Origin of the sequence: Streptomyces sp. NBC_00663 (genome assembly GCF_036226885.1) — a bacterium.
Classification (GTDB): domain Bacteria; phylum Actinomycetota; class Actinomycetes; order Streptomycetales; family Streptomycetaceae; genus Streptomyces.
The window spans coordinates 7,104,941-7,121,531 of the sequence record NZ_CP109027.1 but is presented as its reverse complement, the minus strand read 5'-3'; the positions used below and the strand labels follow the sequence as shown (position 1 = coordinate 7,121,531).

14 protein-coding genes are annotated in these 16,591 nt (G+C 71.8%); 8 read left to right on the top strand and 6 right to left on the bottom strand.

What is annotated here, in order from left to right; translation table 11 throughout:
* Nucleotides 1–129: 129 nt before the first annotated feature.
* The 3 genes from OG866_RS32215 to rsmH are packed head-to-tail and all read right to left on the bottom strand — an operon-like array spanning nucleotide 130 to nucleotide 3,607.
* A complete protein-coding gene (locus tag OG866_RS32215) occupies nucleotides 130–2,091 on the bottom strand; it encodes a peptidoglycan D,D-transpeptidase FtsI family protein (protein WP_329340157.1) in 1,962 nt (653 codons plus the stop codon).
* Between the two features lie 5 nt (nucleotides 2,092–2,096).
* Complete coding sequence (locus OG866_RS32210; RefSeq protein WP_329340155.1) at nucleotides 2,097–2,642, bottom strand: septum formation initiator family protein; 546 nt, start codon at nucleotides 2,640–2,642, stop codon at nucleotides 2,097–2,099.
* Between the two features lie 8 nt (nucleotides 2,643–2,650).
* Nucleotides 2,651–3,607 (bottom strand): 16S rRNA (cytosine(1402)-N(4))-methyltransferase RsmH, encoded by a 957-nt coding sequence (rsmH, locus tag OG866_RS32205; protein ID WP_329340153.1) that lies wholly within the window; start codon nucleotides 3,605–3,607, stop codon nucleotides 2,651–2,653.
* 304 nt (nucleotides 3,608–3,911) lie between these two features.
* Here rsmH and OG866_RS32200 point away from each other — a divergent pair, with 304 nt between their 5' ends.
* The 4 genes from OG866_RS32200 to OG866_RS32185 all read left to right on the top strand — a co-directional run bounded on the left by OG866_RS32200 (nucleotide 3,912) and on the right by OG866_RS32185 (nucleotide 9,556).
* Nucleotides 3,912–4,520 carry a beta-class carbonic anhydrase gene (locus OG866_RS32200; RefSeq protein ID WP_329340152.1) on the top strand — a complete coding sequence of 203 codons (609 nt, stop codon included), beginning with the start codon at nucleotides 3,912–3,914 and terminating at the stop codon, nucleotides 4,518–4,520.
* Nucleotides 4,521–4,770: 250 nt separating this feature from the next.
* Nucleotides 4,771–5,802, top strand: coding sequence for an AAA family ATPase (locus tag OG866_RS32195; protein ID WP_329340151.1), 1,032 nt, complete (start codon nucleotides 4,771–4,773; stop codon nucleotides 5,800–5,802).
* On the top strand, nucleotides 5,799–7,175 hold the full coding sequence (locus tag OG866_RS32190; RefSeq protein ID WP_329340149.1) for a DUF58 domain-containing protein: 1,377 nt from the start codon (nucleotides 5,799–5,801) through the stop codon (nucleotides 7,173–7,175). Before OG866_RS32195 ends, OG866_RS32190 begins: the two co-directional genes overlap by 4 nt.
* Nucleotides 7,172–9,556, top strand: coding sequence for a transglutaminase TgpA family protein (locus tag OG866_RS32185; protein ID WP_329340147.1), 2,385 nt, complete (start codon nucleotides 7,172–7,174; stop codon nucleotides 9,554–9,556). Before OG866_RS32190 ends, OG866_RS32185 begins: the two co-directional genes overlap by 4 nt.
* Nucleotides 9,557–9,722: 166 nt before the next feature.
* On the opposite strand, the gene OG866_RS32180 is transcribed toward OG866_RS32185, so the two are convergent.
* The 3 genes from OG866_RS32180 to OG866_RS32170 all read right to left on the bottom strand — a co-directional run bounded on the left by OG866_RS32180 (nucleotide 9,723) and on the right by OG866_RS32170 (nucleotide 11,926).
* Nucleotides 9,723–10,121, bottom strand: coding sequence for a DUF3040 domain-containing protein (locus tag OG866_RS32180; protein ID WP_329340145.1), 399 nt, complete (start codon nucleotides 10,119–10,121; stop codon nucleotides 9,723–9,725).
* Nucleotides 10,122–10,404: 283 nt separating this feature from the next.
* Nucleotides 10,405–11,169, bottom strand: coding sequence for a methyltransferase (locus OG866_RS32175; RefSeq protein WP_329340143.1), 765 nt, complete (start codon nucleotides 11,167–11,169; stop codon nucleotides 10,405–10,407).
* A 187-nt stretch (nucleotides 11,170–11,356) separates the two neighbouring features.
* Nucleotides 11,357–11,926 carry an SAV_6107 family HEPN domain-containing protein gene (locus tag OG866_RS32170; RefSeq protein WP_329340142.1) on the bottom strand — a complete coding sequence of 190 codons (570 nt, stop codon included), beginning with the start codon at nucleotides 11,924–11,926 and terminating at the stop codon, nucleotides 11,357–11,359.
* A gap of 171 nt (nucleotides 11,927–12,097) precedes the next feature.
* Here OG866_RS32170 and OG866_RS32165 point away from each other — a divergent pair, with 171 nt between their 5' ends.
* From OG866_RS32165 to OG866_RS32150, 4 genes are all read left to right on the top strand, one after another.
* Nucleotides 12,098–12,823, top strand: a complete 726-nt coding sequence (locus tag OG866_RS32165; protein ID WP_329340140.1) for an ATP-binding cassette domain-containing protein — start codon at nucleotides 12,098–12,100, stop codon at nucleotides 12,821–12,823.
* Nucleotides 12,795–14,879 carry a YhgE/Pip domain-containing protein gene (locus OG866_RS32160; RefSeq protein ID WP_329340138.1) on the top strand — a complete coding sequence of 695 codons (2,085 nt, stop codon included), beginning with the start codon at nucleotides 12,795–12,797 and terminating at the stop codon, nucleotides 14,877–14,879. Before OG866_RS32165 ends, OG866_RS32160 begins: the two co-directional genes overlap by 29 nt.
* A 44-nt stretch (nucleotides 14,880–14,923) precedes the next feature.
* Complete coding sequence (locus OG866_RS32155) at nucleotides 14,924–15,541, top strand: TetR/AcrR family transcriptional regulator (RefSeq protein WP_329340137.1); 618 nt, start codon at nucleotides 14,924–14,926, stop codon at nucleotides 15,539–15,541.
* A gap of 403 nt (nucleotides 15,542–15,944) precedes the next feature.
* The gene (locus tag OG866_RS32150) at nucleotides 15,945–16,562 is read left to right on the top strand and encodes a DUF4126 domain-containing protein (protein WP_329340135.1); all 618 of its coding nucleotides are present in this window, start codon (nucleotides 15,945–15,947) and stop codon (nucleotides 16,560–16,562) included.
* The last annotated feature ends 29 nt before the right edge of the window (nucleotides 16,563–16,591 follow it).

Below are 16,591 nucleotides of genomic sequence, written 5' to 3'. Positions count from 1 at the left end.
AGCGTGTGGCACGGCGGTGAGCGTACCGGGCACACCCGCTTCGGAGCGAAGCGAGGGCGTGGGCGTGCTCTGGTTCCCGGAATCGGGAGTGATCGTTGTCACGAGGTGGTTCCTGGCTGCTCGTACTGATCAGGGTGTGAAGGTGACGGGGAGAGGGGCGGACTTGGTTCCCGTCGGTGGGACCTGGAGGGACTTCAGGGCGAACTCCATGACCTGCTTGTAGACGGGGCCGCAGATCTGGCCGCCGAAGTAGTTGCCCTTGGTGGCGTTCTGGATGGCGCAGTACACGGTGATGCGGGGGCTGTCGGCGGGCGCGAATCCGGCGAACGACGAGGTGTAGCCGCGGTACTTGCCGGTGGCCGGATCCACACGGTTGGCCGTACCCGTCTTGCCCGCGACCCGGTACCCCGGAATACGCGCCTTGGCACCGGTACCCGCCTCGTCGTCCACGACCGACTCCAGCATCCGGGCGAGGGTCTTCGCCGTCTTCTCGCTGACCACCCTTGACTTCTTGGGCTTGGCGGCGGGCGTGAAGCGTCCGTCGGGTCCCTGAGTGCCGCGCACCAGGGTGGGTTCGACGCGCACGCCGCCGTTGGCGATCGTCGAGTAGACGGAGGCCGCCTGCATCGCGTTGAGGGAGACGCCCTGGCCGAAAGGAATCGTGTACTGCTGCGAGGTCGACCAGTCCTGGGGCGCCGCGAGGATGCCCTTCGTCTCGCCGGGGAAGTCCAGGCCGCTGTAGCTGCCGAGGCCGAACTTGCGCAGGTACGAGTACAGGATCTCGTTGGACTGCGTCTGGGTCTTGCCGAGTTGGCCGGTCGCCAGGATGGTGCCGATGTTGCTGGACATGGCGAGCACGCCGTTGAGCGTGAGGTACCAGGTCTTGTGGTCGATGTCGTCCTTGAAGAGGCGGTCGCCGCGGTGCAGCCGGTTGGGCACGGTGACATGCGTCAGCGGCGTCGCGGCGTTCTCCTCCAGTACGGCGGCCATCGACATGACCTTGGCGGTGGAGCCGGGCTCGTAGGCGTCCTCCAGGGCCCAGTTGTGCAGGGTGCTCGGGTCGGCCTGGGTGAGGTCGCCGGGGTCGAAGCCGGGCGAGTTGGCCATGGCGAGGATCTCGCCGGTCTTCGTGTCCTGCACTATCACGTACCCGCGGTCCGCCTTGGACTTCTCCACCTGCTCGCTGATGGCGTTCTGCGCGGCCCACTGGATGTCACGGTCGATGGTGAGCTCGACGTCGCTGCCGGGCACGGCGGGCGTCTCCGTCGAGCCCGCGGTCGGGACCTGCCGGCCTCCGGACTGGGCGTACCGGATCTTGCCGTCCTTGCCGGTCAGCGTCTTGTTCAGCTGCTGCTCGACTCCGCCGCCGCCCTTGCCGTCGGCGTTGACCCAGCCCAGTATCCCGGCGGCGAGATCCCCGTTGGGATACACGCGCTTGCTGGTGGCGACGGCGAAGACACCGGCGAGCACATTGACGCCGGTGCCCTCCTCGGCCTTTGTGGCGAGCGCGCTCTTGAGGTCCTTGATCTGCTTCCAGACCTGCGGCGTCTGCCGCCCGGCGAGCTTGACGTACTGCCCCTTGGTGCGGAGCTTCTCGGTCAGCTCGCTCTGCTCCTGCCCGAGGATCGGGGCGAGCAGCGCGGCCGCCTGCTCGGGCCCGTCGTCGATCTTGAGCTGCTTGCGCTTGAAGAGCGTGGGGTCGGCCGTGATGTCGTACGCGTCCACGCTGGTCGCGAGGGCCACGCCGGCCCGGTCGGTGATCTGGCCGCGCTCGGCAGCCAGGGTGTAGCCGACGTACCGGTTCTGCTCGGCCTTGGCGGCGTAGGTGCTCGCGTCGACGGCCTGGACCTGGAGCAGCCGGACGACGAAGGCGATCATCACCAGGGTCAGGGCGAGGCTGACCATGCGCAGCCGGGGCCGGGGGCTGCCGAGCCGGAGCGGGCGCGGGGCCGTGGCGCGGGGGGCCGCGGGGCGGGGCGGCACCGGGCGGCGGACCGGGCGCGCGCCGGGTCCTGCGGGGCGTCGGCGGCCGTCGCCCGCGGGCCTGGCGGGTCCGGGCACACGGCGGCGCGGCGGTTCCCTGTCGGACACTTCCGTCACCTGCCGGGGGTCGGGGTCGCGGAGGACGGTGCGGTGGAGGGGGTGACTGTGGGGGTGGGTACGGGCGTGGGTGTCGGCGCCGTGGCCGTGGGAGTCGGGGACGCGGGCGTCGGGGACGTGGCCGTGAGGGGCATGGCCTCGGGCGGCCGGACGACCTGGGCCGAGGACTGCTCGGCCGCGGCGCCCGGGACGCCCTTGACGGTGCCGTCGGGGTCGAGGAAGGCGGGGTCGCCGCCGGGGACCATGCCGAGTTCGCGGGCGCGGCGCTGGAGGGCATCGGGGGCGGAGTAGGCGTCGATGTCGCGCTGGAGAGCCTGCTGCTGGTCGGTGAGGCTCTTCGTCTCCTTCTCCAGGTCGTCGAGTTTGAACGACCCTTCGCTGAGCGCGGAGTTCAGCACCAGGAGCCCGATGAGGCCGCCGCCGAGAAGGAGCACGACGAGGAGCACGAACGGGGTGCGGGCCGCCTGGCGGGAGCCGGAAGGGGAGGGAAGGAGTCGCGCGAGACGAGCCGCCCGCCCCCTCAGTTCGGGTTTCCTGCTCACTCCGCTCCTCACTCGATGTCCGCCCTGATCCGCTCGGCTCCACGCAGCCGCGCGGGGGCCGCCCGCCGGTTCTCGGCGACCTCTTCCTCGGTGGGAAGTTCGGCACCGCGCGTGAGCAGCTTGAGCCGCGGCTGGTACTGCTCGGGGACCACCGGGAGGCCGGGGGGCGCGGTGTTGGCGGCGCCGGCCGCGAACACCTGCTTCACCAGCCGGTCCTCGAGCGAGTGGTACGACAGCACGGCGATCCGTCCGCCCACGTCGAGCGCCTTCACCGCGGCCGGGATCGCCCGCTCCAGGACCGAGAGTTCACCGTTGACCTCGATGCGCAGCGCCTGGAAGGTGCGCTTGGCCGGGTTGCCGCCGGTGCGCTTGGCGGCCTGCGGCAGGGAGTCCCTGATCAGCTCGACGAGCCGCGCGCTGTTGCTGAACGGCTCCTTCGCGCGCTCGCGCACGACGGCGGCGACGATCCTCTTGGCCTGCTTCTCCTCGCCGTACGCCCGCAGGATCCGCACCAGCTCGCCCGGCGGGTAGGTGTTGAGGACCTCGGCGGCGCTCATGCCGGTCGTCTGGTCCATGCGCATGTCGAGCGGGGCGTCCTGGGCGTAGGCGAAACCGCGGTCGGCCTCGTCGAGCTGCATGGAGGAGACGCCGAGGTCGAACAGGACGCCCTGCACGCGCGGGACGCGGAGTCGGTCGAGAACGTCCGGAAGCTCGTCGTAGACCGCGTGGACGAGGGTGGCGCGCTCCCCGTAGGGCGCGAGGCGCTCGCCGGACAGGCGCAGGGCCTCCTTGTCGCGGTCGAGAGCGACCAGACGGACGTCGGGGAACTGCTGGAGAAGGGCCTCACTGTGGCCGCCGAGACCGAGGGTGCAGTCGACGACGACCGCTCCGGGGGCCCGCAGGGCGGGGGCCAACATGTCCAGGCAGCGCTGGAGCATCACCGGGACATGTCGCGTGTTGCTCAAGGGGCCCTCTCAGGTCCGGCGGGCCGTCCGCACCGCCGGGCCCCCGCCTCCGGGAGAAGGCCGAGCCGTACGTACGCGCCGCGCGCGTGGGGAGATCCGGTGACTGCGCCGGTGTCTCCTGGGGAATTGATGCCGACAGGGAGACCTCGCCTCCCGCTTCGCGTCACTTTAGTCCACGGTGTCTCGCGGTCAATCAACCGGCCTGCGCGTCGCGGCCGGGCATCGGGGTGAGGCGACCGGTGGCGGGATGTCACCCGGCCGGACGCACCCGCCCCCCTGTGGCTTACCTCACAAAGAGGACGTGATGACGCTCTTTTTCCCTTCTCACCACAGGACCGGATCGGCTGTGACCAGTAACGTCGTGCATATGACGACTTCTGCATCAGCCGCCACCGCATCCGAAGGCGCCATACGTGTCGGCGCCGTCACCGACCGCCTGGTCGACGCGAACGAGCAGTACGCCGCCGCGTTCACCGACCCCGGCATGGACGCCCGCCCCGTTCTGCACGTCGCCGTCGTGGCCTGCATGGACGCCCGTCTCGACCTGCACGCCGCGCTCGGCCTGGAGCTCGGCGACTGCCACACCATCCGCAACGCGGGCGGAGTGGTCACCGACGACGTGATCCGGTCCCTCACCATCAGCCAGCGCAAGCTGGGCACCCGGAGCGTCGTCCTGATCCACCACACCGGCTGCGGCCTGGAGGCGATCACCGAGGACTTCCGCACCGAGCTGGAGATGGAGGTCGGCCAGCGCCCGGCCTGGGCCGTGGAGTCCTTCCGGGACGTCGACCAGGACGTACGGCAGTCCATGCAGCGGGTGCGCACCAGCCCGTTCCTGCTGCACACCGACGACGTGCGCGGCTTCGTCTTCGACGTGAAGACGGGTCTGCTGCGCGAGGTCGACCCCTCCTGACCCCGTCAAGCCGCCCTCCGAAGCTGTCGTTCTGCTGTTGATTTCCGGTTCCCGGATGCGTAAAAGGGCGCAAGCCCTGACATATCGCAGGCAGTTGTCCACAGGCGAGTGACACGAATCGGTAACGGCAGCAAGAATGCGGGGATGGACGTCACGCGGAACCATTTCCGCGTGGTGTCCGTGATTCGGGGTGGGCCGGTCCGCATCGCAGCGCGTCGGCCCGGAGAAAGAACGGGCCGAGGAGGGCCGGGTGACGACCTATGACGATCGAGCGAGCCTCACTGATCTGACCGCCACTGTGGAGCGTGTCCGCAGTTCGGTGGAAGGAGTGATCGAGGGCAAGCCCGAGGTCGTACGGCTTTCGCTGACCGTACTGCTCGCCGAGGGGCATCTTCTGATCGAAGATGTGCCCGGCGTCGGCAAGACCATGCTGGCGAAGGCACTGGCGCGGTCCATCGACTGCTCGGTGCGGCGTATCCAGTTCACGCCGGACCTGCTGCCCTCGGACATCACCGGTGTGTCCATCTGGGACCAGCAGCGCCGGGACTTCGAGTTCAAGCCGGGCGCGATCTTCGCGCAGATCGTGATCGGCGACGAGATCAACCGCGCCTCGCCGAAGACGCAGTCCGCGCTCCTGGAGTCCATGGAGGAGCGGCAGGTCACCATCGACGGGCAGACCTACGAGCTGCCCAGCCCCTTCATGGTGGTGGCCACGCAGAACCCGGTCGAGATGGAGGGCACCTACCCGCTGCCGGAGGCCCAGCGCGACCGCTTCATGGCGCGGGTCTCCATCGGCTACCCCAGCGCGGAGGCCGAGCTTCAGATGCTCGACGTCCACGGCGGGGTGAACCCGCTGGACGACCTCCAGCCGGTGGCCCACGCGCACGACATCGTGAAGCTGGTCGACGCCGTCCGCGGCGTCCACGTCGCCGACCCGGTCCGGCGCTACGCCGTCGACCTGGTCGCCGCCACGCGCACCCACCCCGACCTGAGACTCGGCGCCTCCCCGCGCGCGACGCTGCATCTGCTGCGCGCGGCGAAGGCGTCCGCCGCCCTCAGCGGCCGGGAGTACGCGCTGCCGGACGACGTGCAGGCCCTCGCCGTCGCCGTCCTGGCCCACCGGCTGCTGCCCACCGCGCAGGCCCAGCTCAACCGGCGCACCTCGGAGCAGGTCGTGCAGGAGATCCTGCAACGCACCCCGGTGCCCCAGCAGCAGGGCGGCATCGGCCTCGGCCACGGCACGCAGGCGTACGGCCAGCAGCCGCCGCGGAGGCTTGGATGACCACCGCCGGGGGGGCTGGGCACTCCGAGCCCGACCGGGGCGACAAGGGCGGGGTGCGCACCGCGCTGGCCGGTCTGACCACCCGCGGCCGGTCGTTCCTGGCCGCGGGCATCGCCGCCGCCATCTGCGCGTACGTCCTGGGGCAGAGCGATCTGCTCCGGGTCGGCCTGCTGCTGGCCGTGCTGCCCCTGGTCTGCGCCACCGTCCTGTACCGCACCCGCTACCGGGTCGCCGGCAGCCGCCGGCTCTCCCCCGCGCGCGTGCCGGCCGGCAGCGAGGCCCGCGTCCATCTGCGGATGGACAACGTGTCGCGGCTGCCCACCGGCCTGCTGATGCTCCAGGACCGGGTGCCGTACGTCCTCGGCCCGCGCCCCCGCTTCGTCCTCGACCGGGTCGAGGCGGGCGGTCGCCGCGAGGTCTCCTACCGGGTCCGCTCCGACCTGCGCGGCCGCTATCCGCTGGGCCCGCTCCAGCTGCGTCTGACCGACCCGTTCGGCATGTGCGAGCTGACCCGGTCCTTCTCGTCGTACGACACCCTGACGGTGATCCCGCGCGTGGAGCCGCTGCCGCCGGTGCGCTTCAGCGGCGAGGCGAAGGGCTACGGCGACGGACGGCAGCGCTCGCTCGCCCTGGCCGGCGAGGACGACGTCATCCCGCGCGGCTACCGCTACGGCGACGACCTGCGCCGGGTCCACTGGCGTTCCACCGCGCGCTACGGCGAGCTGATGGTGCGCCGCGAGGAACAGCCGCAGCGCTCGCGCTGCACGGTGCTCCTCGACACCCGGGGCCTCGCCTTCCACGGCGCGGGCCCCGACTCGGCCTTCGAGTGGGCCGTCTCGGGCACCGCGTCGGCGCTGGTCCACATGCTCGAACGCGGCTTCTCCGTCCGGCTGTTGACGGACACCGGCAGCTCGGTGCCCGGCGAGGGCGCGGACGGGTTCGCGGGCGCGAGCCAGGAGTCGGCGGACGCGGCGGGCCTGATGATGGACACCCTCGCGGTGATCGACCACTCCGACGGCACGGGCCTGTCGCGCGCCTACGACGTGCTGCGCGGCGGCAACGAGGGACTGCTGGTCGCCTTCTTCGGCGACCTCGACGAGGAACAGGCCACGGTCGCCGCCAAGATGCGCCAGCGCAGCGGAGGCGCGGTCGCCTTCCTGCTGGACGGGGCGGGCTGGGGCCGGGAACCGACCGATGTGGCCCGGCCGTTGGACCGGAGCGAGGAGCGGTTGCGGATGCTGCGCGAGGCCGGCTGGACGGCGCTGCGCGTGCCGCGCGGTGGCTCTCTGAGCGAGCTGTGGCGCCAGGCGGACCGCGAGCGCGCCGGTCTCGGTGCGGCGAACGGCGCCGGCAGTGAGGGGACACGGACATGAGCGGGCGGGCACGACTGGCGCTGGGCGCCTGGGCGGCCACCCTGATGGCGTCCTGCGCCCTGCTGCCCCTGGTCGAACCGGCCACGTGGATCCTCCAGGCGGCCTTCCTGCTGGGCGTCCAGTCGCTGGTGGGCGCGGCGACCCGGCGGGTACCGCTGGCCCGCCCCCTGACCGTGGCCTCGCAGGCCCTGGTCACGCTGATGATGCTGACCCTGGTCTTCACCCGGGAGCAGGCGGTCGCCGGGATCGTCCCCGGCCCCGAGGCCTTCCAGCGCTTCGCCGACCTGCTCCAGCAGGGCAGCGACGACATCGCGCGGTACGCGATCCCGGCGCCGCTGGAGTCCGACGGCATCCGGCTGATGATCCTCGGTGGCGTCCTGGTCATCGGGCTCGCGGTGGACACCCTCGCGGTGACCTTCCGCAGCGCGGCCCCGGCCGGACTGCCGCTGCTCGCGCTGTACTCCGTGGCCGCGGGGCTGTCCGACGGCGGTGCCGACTGGCTGTGGTTCGTGGTCGCGGCGGCCGGCTATCTGATGCTGCTGCTCGCCGAGGGACGCGACCGGCTCTCCCAGTGGGGCCGGGTCTTCGGCGGGGCGCCGCGCACCCCGGGCGGCGAGTCCGGCGTGGTGGCCCCGGTCCGCACCGGGCGGCGTATCGGCGCCGTCGCGCTGGGCCTGGCCCTCGTGGTGCCGATCGCCCTGCCCTCGATGAGCGGCGGCCTGCTGGACGGCGTCGGAGCGGGCGCGGGCGGTGGCAACGGCAGCGGGGGCACGATCTCCGCGGTGAACCCCCTGGTGTCCCTGCGCGACAACCTCAACGCGGACGACGACCGCGACGTCCTGTCCGTGCGGTCCGACCCGGAGGCGGCCGGCGCCCAGTATCTGCGGATCGTCTCCCTGGACGACTTCGACGGCACCACGTGGAAGCCGTCCAAGCGTGAAATCGACAAGGTGCCGGACGAGTTCCCCACCCCGCCCGGTCTCGGCGCCGACGTCCGGCGTGCCGAGATCACGACGCGGATCTCGGCCGCCGACTGGTACCAGCAGGACTGGCTGCCGATGCCGTACCCGCCGAGCGGCGTGGAGGTCGACGGCAAGTGGCGCTACGAACCGGTGGGCATGACGCTCGTCGGCGACCACGGCCAGACCACGCGCGGGAAGACGTACACGGTCAAGAGCCTGGACGTGCGGCCGACGGCCGAGCAGCTGGCCTCGGCCCCGGAGCCTCCCGCGACCCTGAAGCGCGAGTACACCAAGCTGCCGAAGTCCCTGCCCGACATCGTCACCAAGACCGCCCGCGAGGTCACCGCCGGCTCCTCGAACCACTACGAGGAGGCTGTGAAGCTCCAGGAGTACTTCACGGTGACCGGCGGCTTCCAGTACGACACCCAGGTCCAGGCGGGCAGCGGCTCGCAGGCCATCGCCCGGTTCCTGGAGAACAAGCAGGGCTTCTGCGTCCACTTCTCCTTCGCGATGGCCGCGATGGCCCGCAGCCTCGGCATTCCGGCCCGGGTCGCGGTGGGCTTCGCGCCCGGTACACCGCAGGGCGACGGATCGGTGACGGTCACGCTGCGCGACGCCCACGCCTGGCCCGAGCTGTACTTCGAGGGCGTCGGCTGGACCCGCTTCGAGCCGACCCCGACCCGGGGCACACAGCCCGAGTACACGCAGACCGAGACCCCGGGCAGCAGCCTGCCGGACACCGGTCGTCCGACGCAGTCGGCGAGCGCGGCGCCCTCCGCCACGCCGTCGGCGAGCGAGAGCTGCTCCGCGGCGCAGAAGAAGCTCGAGGCCTGCCCGAGCGAGTCCACGGCGGCGGCGCTCGCCAAGGACGGCGACGGCCCGAAGTGGTACGTCTTCCTGGCGTGGGCGCTCGGCGGTCTCGCCGCCCTGGCGATCCCGCTGGCGCCCGGGCTGTGGCGGACCCGGACCCGGGCGGTACGGCTGGGGGCGCACGGCCGGACCGAGGCGGACGCCGCGCAGCACACGCTGGCGGTCTGGCTGGAACTGACCGACACGGCCTGGGACTTCGGGATCATGCCGGACGAGTCGCAGACGCCTCGCAAGGCGGCGGCCCGGTTCGTCCGGCTGGGTCATCTCGATGAGGCTGCCGCGGCCTCGGTGCACCGTGTGGCGGAGGCGGTGGAGCAGGTGCTGTACGCGCCGCGGCCGCGCCCCACGGCGGGGCTCGCGGAGGACGTCCGGCGGGCGATCGCCGGGCTGCGCGGCACGGCACCGCGGAGCACGCAACTGCGGGCGGCCCTCGCCCCGCGTTCGACCGTACGGGTGGTGTGGGCCGTCTCGGAGTGGTGGAGCGGCGTCAAGACCCGGGCGGCGGCGGCCCGGCCGACCCTGCGCAAGCCGTCCGGCCAGCAGAACTAGGACGGCGCTCGGCAGCGAGTGAGCCCCCGGTCCGTGGAAGCGGACCGGGGGCTCAGCTGTCTCACCGGACCGGCTGCCGGAACGAGGGAACCAAGGGGGGCAAAGGGCGTGCGTGAGGGGGTGACCGCCCCGTGGGCGGTCACCCCCTCATTCGCTGTGGGTCGAGCTACTGGCCGCCCTGTTCGTCGCGGCGCCGCTGCCAGCGCTGCTCGATGCGGTCCATCATGGAGCGCTTCTGCCGGGGCTGGCGACTAGCCTGCTGGCCGCCACCCGCCGCGGGCTGTTCGCCCGGCTTGGGAGCCTTGCGCCAGCCGGTCACGGCGAGTACCGCACAGCCCAGCATGACGAGGAAGCCCACCACGCTGAGCCAGACCTGCTTGGCGACCATTCCTGCCATGAGGAGCGCGATACCTACGAGGAAGCCCGCGACCGCCTGGTAGACCCGTCGCCGGGTGTACGTACGCAGCCCGCTTCCCTCGAGCGCTGTCGCGAACTTGGGATCTTCGGCGTACAGCGCTCGCTCCATTTGCTCGAGCATTCGCTGCTCGTGCTCCGAGAGCGGCACGGAGTCCTCCTCATCGTGCAGTCGCCGGGGCGACTCGGGGGGTCCCTTCAGGATAGGCAGGGAATCGCCCCCGTGAAACCCGCCCCTCTACGCCAATTAGCCAACCGGATTCCGCCATGAGCGTCCCGGCCGCTGAATCTTGCATTCCCCAGCAGCCGACCCGTCATGCCGGGCGGTCTCCCTCGATCATACGGCGCTGGGCGCCCGATCGGGGGGCCTGTGGCGTACTCCATCTGCACCCAAGTCCCTGATCAGCGCCGCACCAGGACGCGGCACACGGGTCTCAGGACGCCGACCGCGTCTCGCCGAGCACATGAAGCTGGGTGGCCACGGAGTGGAAGGCGGGCAGCTCGGCCGCCGCCTCCTCCAGCTTGAGCAGCGCCTCCAGGGCCCCGGGCTCGGTGTCGACCAGCACTCCGGGGACCAGGTCGGCGAAGACCCGGACGCCGTGCACGGCGCCGACCTTTAGGCCCGCTCCCTCGACGAGCGCGGTGAGCTGTTCGGCGGTGAAACGCCGCGGCACGGGGTCGCCGTCTCCCCAGCGGCCGTTCGGGTCGGCGAGGGCCTGCTTGGCCTCCTTGAAGTGGCCGGCGAGGGCGCGGGCGAGCACGGCGCCGCCCAGGCCGGCCGCGAGCAGGCTGAGGACGCCTTCGGAGCGCAGCGCGGCGATCACGTTGCGGACGCCCTCGGCGGGGTCGTCGACGTACTCCAGGACGCCGTGGCACAGCACCGCGTCGTAGGCGCCGCGCTCGACCACGTCGAAGAGACCGTGGGCATCGCCCTGGACGCCCTGGACGCGGTCGGCGACGCCGGCCTCGGCGGCGCGGCGCTCCAGGGCGAAGAGCGCGTTGGGGCTGGGGTCGACGACGGTGACGCGGTGGCCGAGGCGGGCGACGGGCACGGCGAAGTTGCCGCTGCCGCCTCCGGTGTCGAGGACGTCCAGGGACTCCCGGCCCGTGGCCTTGACCCGCCGTTCGAGAGCGTCCTGGAGGACCTCCCAGACCACGGCGGTACGGAGGGAGGCGCGGGGTCGCAGCGGGTCCGACACGGCAGTTGACTCCTCGGCGCGGCACCGCCTCATGCACGGCGGAGCGAACGGGCACCCTCCCCGCCCGGGGTGCGGAAGGCGAGGGTTTCAGGCGCCTCCACCCTAATGGGCGGCGAAGCGAGTCATCACCGACCGAGTCCTGAGCCGCGCACTGTCTTCGGTGGACCGCGAGGCTCGTCGACGGGGTTCACCCCGCGTCCGGCATGTCCCTGCTCTCTGGGTGGTCGTCGGGGTCCGGGTGGTCCGTGTCCTGGCGGGGCTGAGGCAGGACCGGCTGGAGGACCAGCATCCGCTCGACGAGGCGCAGGAACATCGCCACGTCGCGTATGAGGTCGTCGGCGTCCCGGCGGGAGGCCGCGCCCTGGATGCCGGCCTCGGCCCGGGCGCGGCGGCGGGCCCCGGCGGCGAAGAGCGCGCTCCACTCGGCGAGCTCGGGCGCTATCTCGGGGAGCACTTCCCAGGCGCTCCGGATCTTGGCCCGGCGTCGGGGGGTCGGCTCCGGACGTCCGCGCGCGGCGAGGACGGCGGCGGCGGTGCGCAGGGCGGCGAGATGCGCCGTCGCATAGCGCTCGTTCGGGGTTTCCAGGACGGCGGCCTCGTCGAGTCCGGCACGGGCCTGGGCGAGCAGGTCGAGGGCGGCGGGCGGGGCCGTGGTCCGGCGCAGCACGGGGTGTACGTCGCTCGCCGGTCCGGTCAGTGAGGGGGCAGGGCCGGTGGCGCGGCGCCGACGGGCGGCTGCTGCGTGGTAGGTGGCCATGACGAACCTCCTGTCGTCTGCGTGACGGCGTTGTGGCCGTATGTGCCCATCGTGAGGTATGCCACTGACAATCCGTTCTGACCTGGGCTTTTGCTTCGATCGAAGGTTCGGGTTAGTTTTTGCACTGACCAGTCAGTTCAAAAACTCGCTTCAACACTCAGGGGGTGGGCTGTGGACGGAGTCGTCGTCACAGCCGAGGGCCTCGGGCTCAAGGGGCCACGGGGGTGGGCCTTCCGCGGGATCACCTTCGAGGCCGAGCCCGGCTCGCTCATCGCGGTCGAGGGCCCGTCGGGGACCGGCCGCACATGTCTGCTGCTCGCGCTCACCGGGCGGATGAAGGCCACCGAGGGGACGGCGGCCGTGGGCGGGGCACGGCTGCCCAAGCAGCTCGGGGCGGTGCGGCGGATGAGCGCCGTCGCGCATGTCGCCGGCGTCACCGACCTCGACCCGGCCCTCACCGTCGCGGAGCACCTGCGGGAGCGGGCCCTGCTCCAGCACCGGTTCGGGGACTCCCTGCGTGCGCTGCTGCGGCCCCGCGCGGAGCGCACCGACGAGGCCAGACTGCGGATCGACACCGCCCTGACCGCCGCCGGCCTCGACCGGGAGGCCCTGCCCAAGGGCTCCCGGACCGCCGTACGCGATCTGGAGCGGCTGGAGGCGCTGCGGCTGTCCCTCGCCCTCGCCCTCATCGGACGTCCGAAGCTGCTCGGCGTCGACGACACCGATCTGAAGCTGTCGGACGCCGAACGGGCCGAGGTCTGGGCGCTGCTGAGGTCGCTCACCGAGGCCGGGACCACCGTCGTGGCCGTGTGCAGCGAGGCCCCGGACGGCGTGGTGAAGGTGTCCACCGAGGGGAAGGAGAAGGCCGATGCGCTCGCCGCGACTGGCCGCGCTTGAGCTCCGGCGCTTCGGCCGGGGCAGGCTGCCGCGCGCCGCCCTGGTCGCGCTGCTGGTGCTGCCGCTGCTGTACGGCGCCCTGTACCTGTGGTCGTTCTGGGACCCGTACGGCCGGCTCGACCGCATCCCGGTGGCGCTCGTGAACGCCGACAAGGGGGCGACCGCCGACGGGAAGAAGATCACCGCGGGCGCCGACATCACGAAGGGGCTGCGCGAAAGCGACGTCTTCGACTGGCACGAGGTGAGCGCCGCCGACGCGCGCGCGGGCGTCGAGGACGGCACGTACTACCTGTCGCTGACCATGCCGACCGACTTCAGCGAGCGCATCGCCTCCAGCGCGGGCGACTCCCCCGAGACCGGGGCGCTCCAGGTCAGGACCAACGACGCGAACAACTACATCGTCGGGCAGATCTCGCGCACGGTCTTCAGCGAGGTGCGTCAGGCCGCGTCCACGAAGGCCTCGCGGTCCTTCCTGGACCAGATCTTCATCTCCTTCTCCGACATCCACGGCGCGACGGTCAAGGCCGCCAAGGGCGCCGACAAGCTGGAGACCGGCACGGCCAAGGCCGAGAAGGGCTCCAAGGACCTCGCCGACGGCCTCAAGGACGCCAAGAGCGGCAGCGGCAAGCTGTCCAAGGGGCTCAAGAAGCTCGACAAGGGCGCGGGCGACCTCCAGGACGGCTCGGAGAAGGTCTCCGAGGGCACCCAGACCCTCGCCGACAAGGTCAACGGGGTCGCGGAGAAGGTGGGCCCGTTCCTCAAGGACAACGAGAAGACGATCGGCGACACCGCCCAGCTCGTCGCGGACTCCGCAGGGGCGATCCGCGACAACCTCGACACCCTGGTGAAGACGGCTCCGGTCGCCGCCAAGGGCGCCCACACGGCCTCCGACACCCTGGACGACGTCTACAAGGCGCGCTGCGAGAACCCGGTCCTGCCGGACGGGGCCTGCGCCGACCTGAAGAAGGCCAAGGACGCCGCCGCGGACGTGGCGACGATCGCGGACGACGTGAACACCCTCGTGGACGACCAGGACGGCGATCTGAAGAAGCTCGACAAGAACCTGGCGACCCTCCAGGAGCAGGCCCAGGCTCTCGCCGACCGGGCGCCGAACCTCTCCGAGGACCTCGACGACGCCGTCTCCAAGATCAACAAGTTGAACGAGGGCGCGGGCAAGGTCGCCGCGGGCGCCAAGACCCTCCACACCGGGCTCGGCACGGCCAAGACCGGCGCCGGCGACCTGGACGAGGGGGTCGGCCAGCTCAAGACGGGCGCCGAGGACCTCAACGGCGGCATGTACAAGCTCGTCGACGGCACCGGGAAGCTCTCCGACGGACTGCACGACGGCGCCGGCCAGATCCCCGACTACGACAAGGCTGACCGCGACCAGCGCACCGGCGTCATGGCCGACCCGGTCCACCTCGTCTCCAGGGACCTCCACAAGGCGCCCAACTACGGCACCGGCTTCGCCCCGTACTTCATCCCGCTGTCCCTGTGGGTGGGCGCGATGGTGGCGTACATGCTGGTGGCGCCGATGAACCGGCGCGCGCTCGCGGCGGGCGCCCCCGCGTGGCGGATCGCGCTGGCCGGCTGGCTGCCGGTGGTGGCCGTCGGAGTGCTCCAGACGGTCGCCCTGATGTCGGTGCTGCACTGGGCGATCGGCCTCCAGATGGTGCGGGCGGCCGGGACGGTGGGCTTCCTGTTCCTGGTCACGGCGTGCTTCGCGGCGATCGTGCAGTGGCTGAACGCCCGCTTCGGGGCGGCGGGCCGGATCCTCGTCCTCGCCTTCCTGATGCTCCAGCTGACCTCCGCGGGCGGCACCTACCCCGTGCAGACGAGCCCGGGCTTCTTCAACGCGCTCCACCCCTTCCTGCCGATGAGTTACGTCGTCGAGGCGCTACGCCGGCTCATCACGGGCGGCGGTCTCGGTCCGGTGTGGCACGCGTGCGTGGTGCTCACCGCCTTCACCGCGGGCGCTCTCGCACTGACCGCCCTGTCGGCCCGCCGACGCCAGGTGTGGACGCTCGACCGGCTGCACCCGGAGCTGAGCCTGTGACCTCGACGACCGACGGGCCCACGGTTGCTGTGACAATCGGGGCCATGGAAAGCAGCAGCGGCAGCACGCGCCGCGAGGCCACCCGGCAGAAGCTCTACGAGGCGGCCGTCACCCTCATCGCCGAGCAGGGCTTCTCCGCCACGACCGTCGACGAGATCGCGGAGCGGGCCGGGGTCGCGAAGGGCACCGTCTACTACAACTTCGCGAGCAAGTCCGTCCTCTTCGAGGAGCTGCTGCGGCACGGTGTGGGCCTGCTCACCGCGTCCCTCCGGGAGGCGGCGGAACGGACCGCCCGGGACGGCGGCAGCAAGACGGACGCCCTGGACGCGATGATCCGGGCCGGCCTGGTCTTCATCGACCGCTACCCGGCCTTCACCCAGCTGTACGTGGCCGAGCTGTGGCGCACCAACCGGGCCTGGCAGTCCACCCTCCTGGTGGTCCGTCAGCAGGCGGTGGCGGTCGTCGAGGACGTGCTGCGCGAGGGCATCGACAACGGCGAGTTCCATGAGGCCATCGACGTCTCCCTGACCGCGTCGGCCCTCGTCGGCATGGTGCTGGTCGCCGCGCTCGACTGGAAGGCGTTCCAGTCGGAGCGCTCCCTGGACGACGTCCACTCGGCGCTGTCGCGGCTGCTCCAGGGCCGGGTGAGCGGCCGGGGATGAGCCGCCGCGCAAGTACGGGTACGCGCGCGTAGACACGAAAGCGCCGGTCCGCTGTGGCCGCGTCCCCCGCGGGCCACCTCGAACCGGCGCCTTCTCGTGCTCCCCCGTTTTCCCTTTTCCCCCGTGTCCCCCGTTGGACCCCCGTTCGGTCGTTCCCCCGGGCCCCCGTGCCTCGCTCCCGCCGACTTCCGCCGGCGGAAGGAGCGGATCAGGGGCGGCTCCGATTCCGGCGCCCCGTGTCGCCGGTTCCGGAGCCGTTCCCCGTCTCCGTGGCTCCACTCTCTCGTTCACGCAGGTCGGCCCCCATCCGCGCGCGTACTCATCTCGCCCACTAGGTACGGATACTCAGACCTGCGCACTCAGGCCCAGGACGCCCCGTCGCCCACTGGTTACGATCGCGTCCGTGTCGGTACTCCCTCTCGTCTTCACCAGCGGCTGGGCCAGCGGAATCAACGCGTACGCCGTCGTGCTGCTGCTCGGCGTCTTCGGCTCCACCGGGCTGAGCGACGACGTCCCCGCGGCCTTGCAGCGCCCTGAGGTGCTCGTCACAGCGGGCGTGCTGTTCCTGTGCGAGGCGGTCGCGGACAAGATCCCGTACGTCGACTCGGCGTGGGACTCCGTGCACACGGTGATCCGCCCGGCGGCAGGAGCCTGGGTCGGCGCGGTGCTGGCCGGTCAGAGCGGCTCGCTCAACGACGTCGTCGCGGGACTGGTCGGCGGTTCGACGGCACTGGCCAGCCATGCGGTCAAGGCCGGGACGCGGATGGCGGTCAACACCTCGCCGGAGCCGTTCAGCAATGTGATCGTGAGCCTGGCCGAGGATCTCGGCGTCGGCGGCATCGTCACCTTCGCGATCTTCAACCCGCAGGCGGCGGCGATCATCGCGGCCGTGCTGCTGCTCGGCGGGCTGGTGATACTGATCTTCCTGATCTCCCGGATCCGGCGCTTCCTGCGGCGCCGGGCCCAACGCCGGGAGGAGAGACGGCTCGCGGGCCGCTCGGGCCACCCACCGGGCTGGTGACGTCACACCGGCCCACGGCCCGGGCTGTC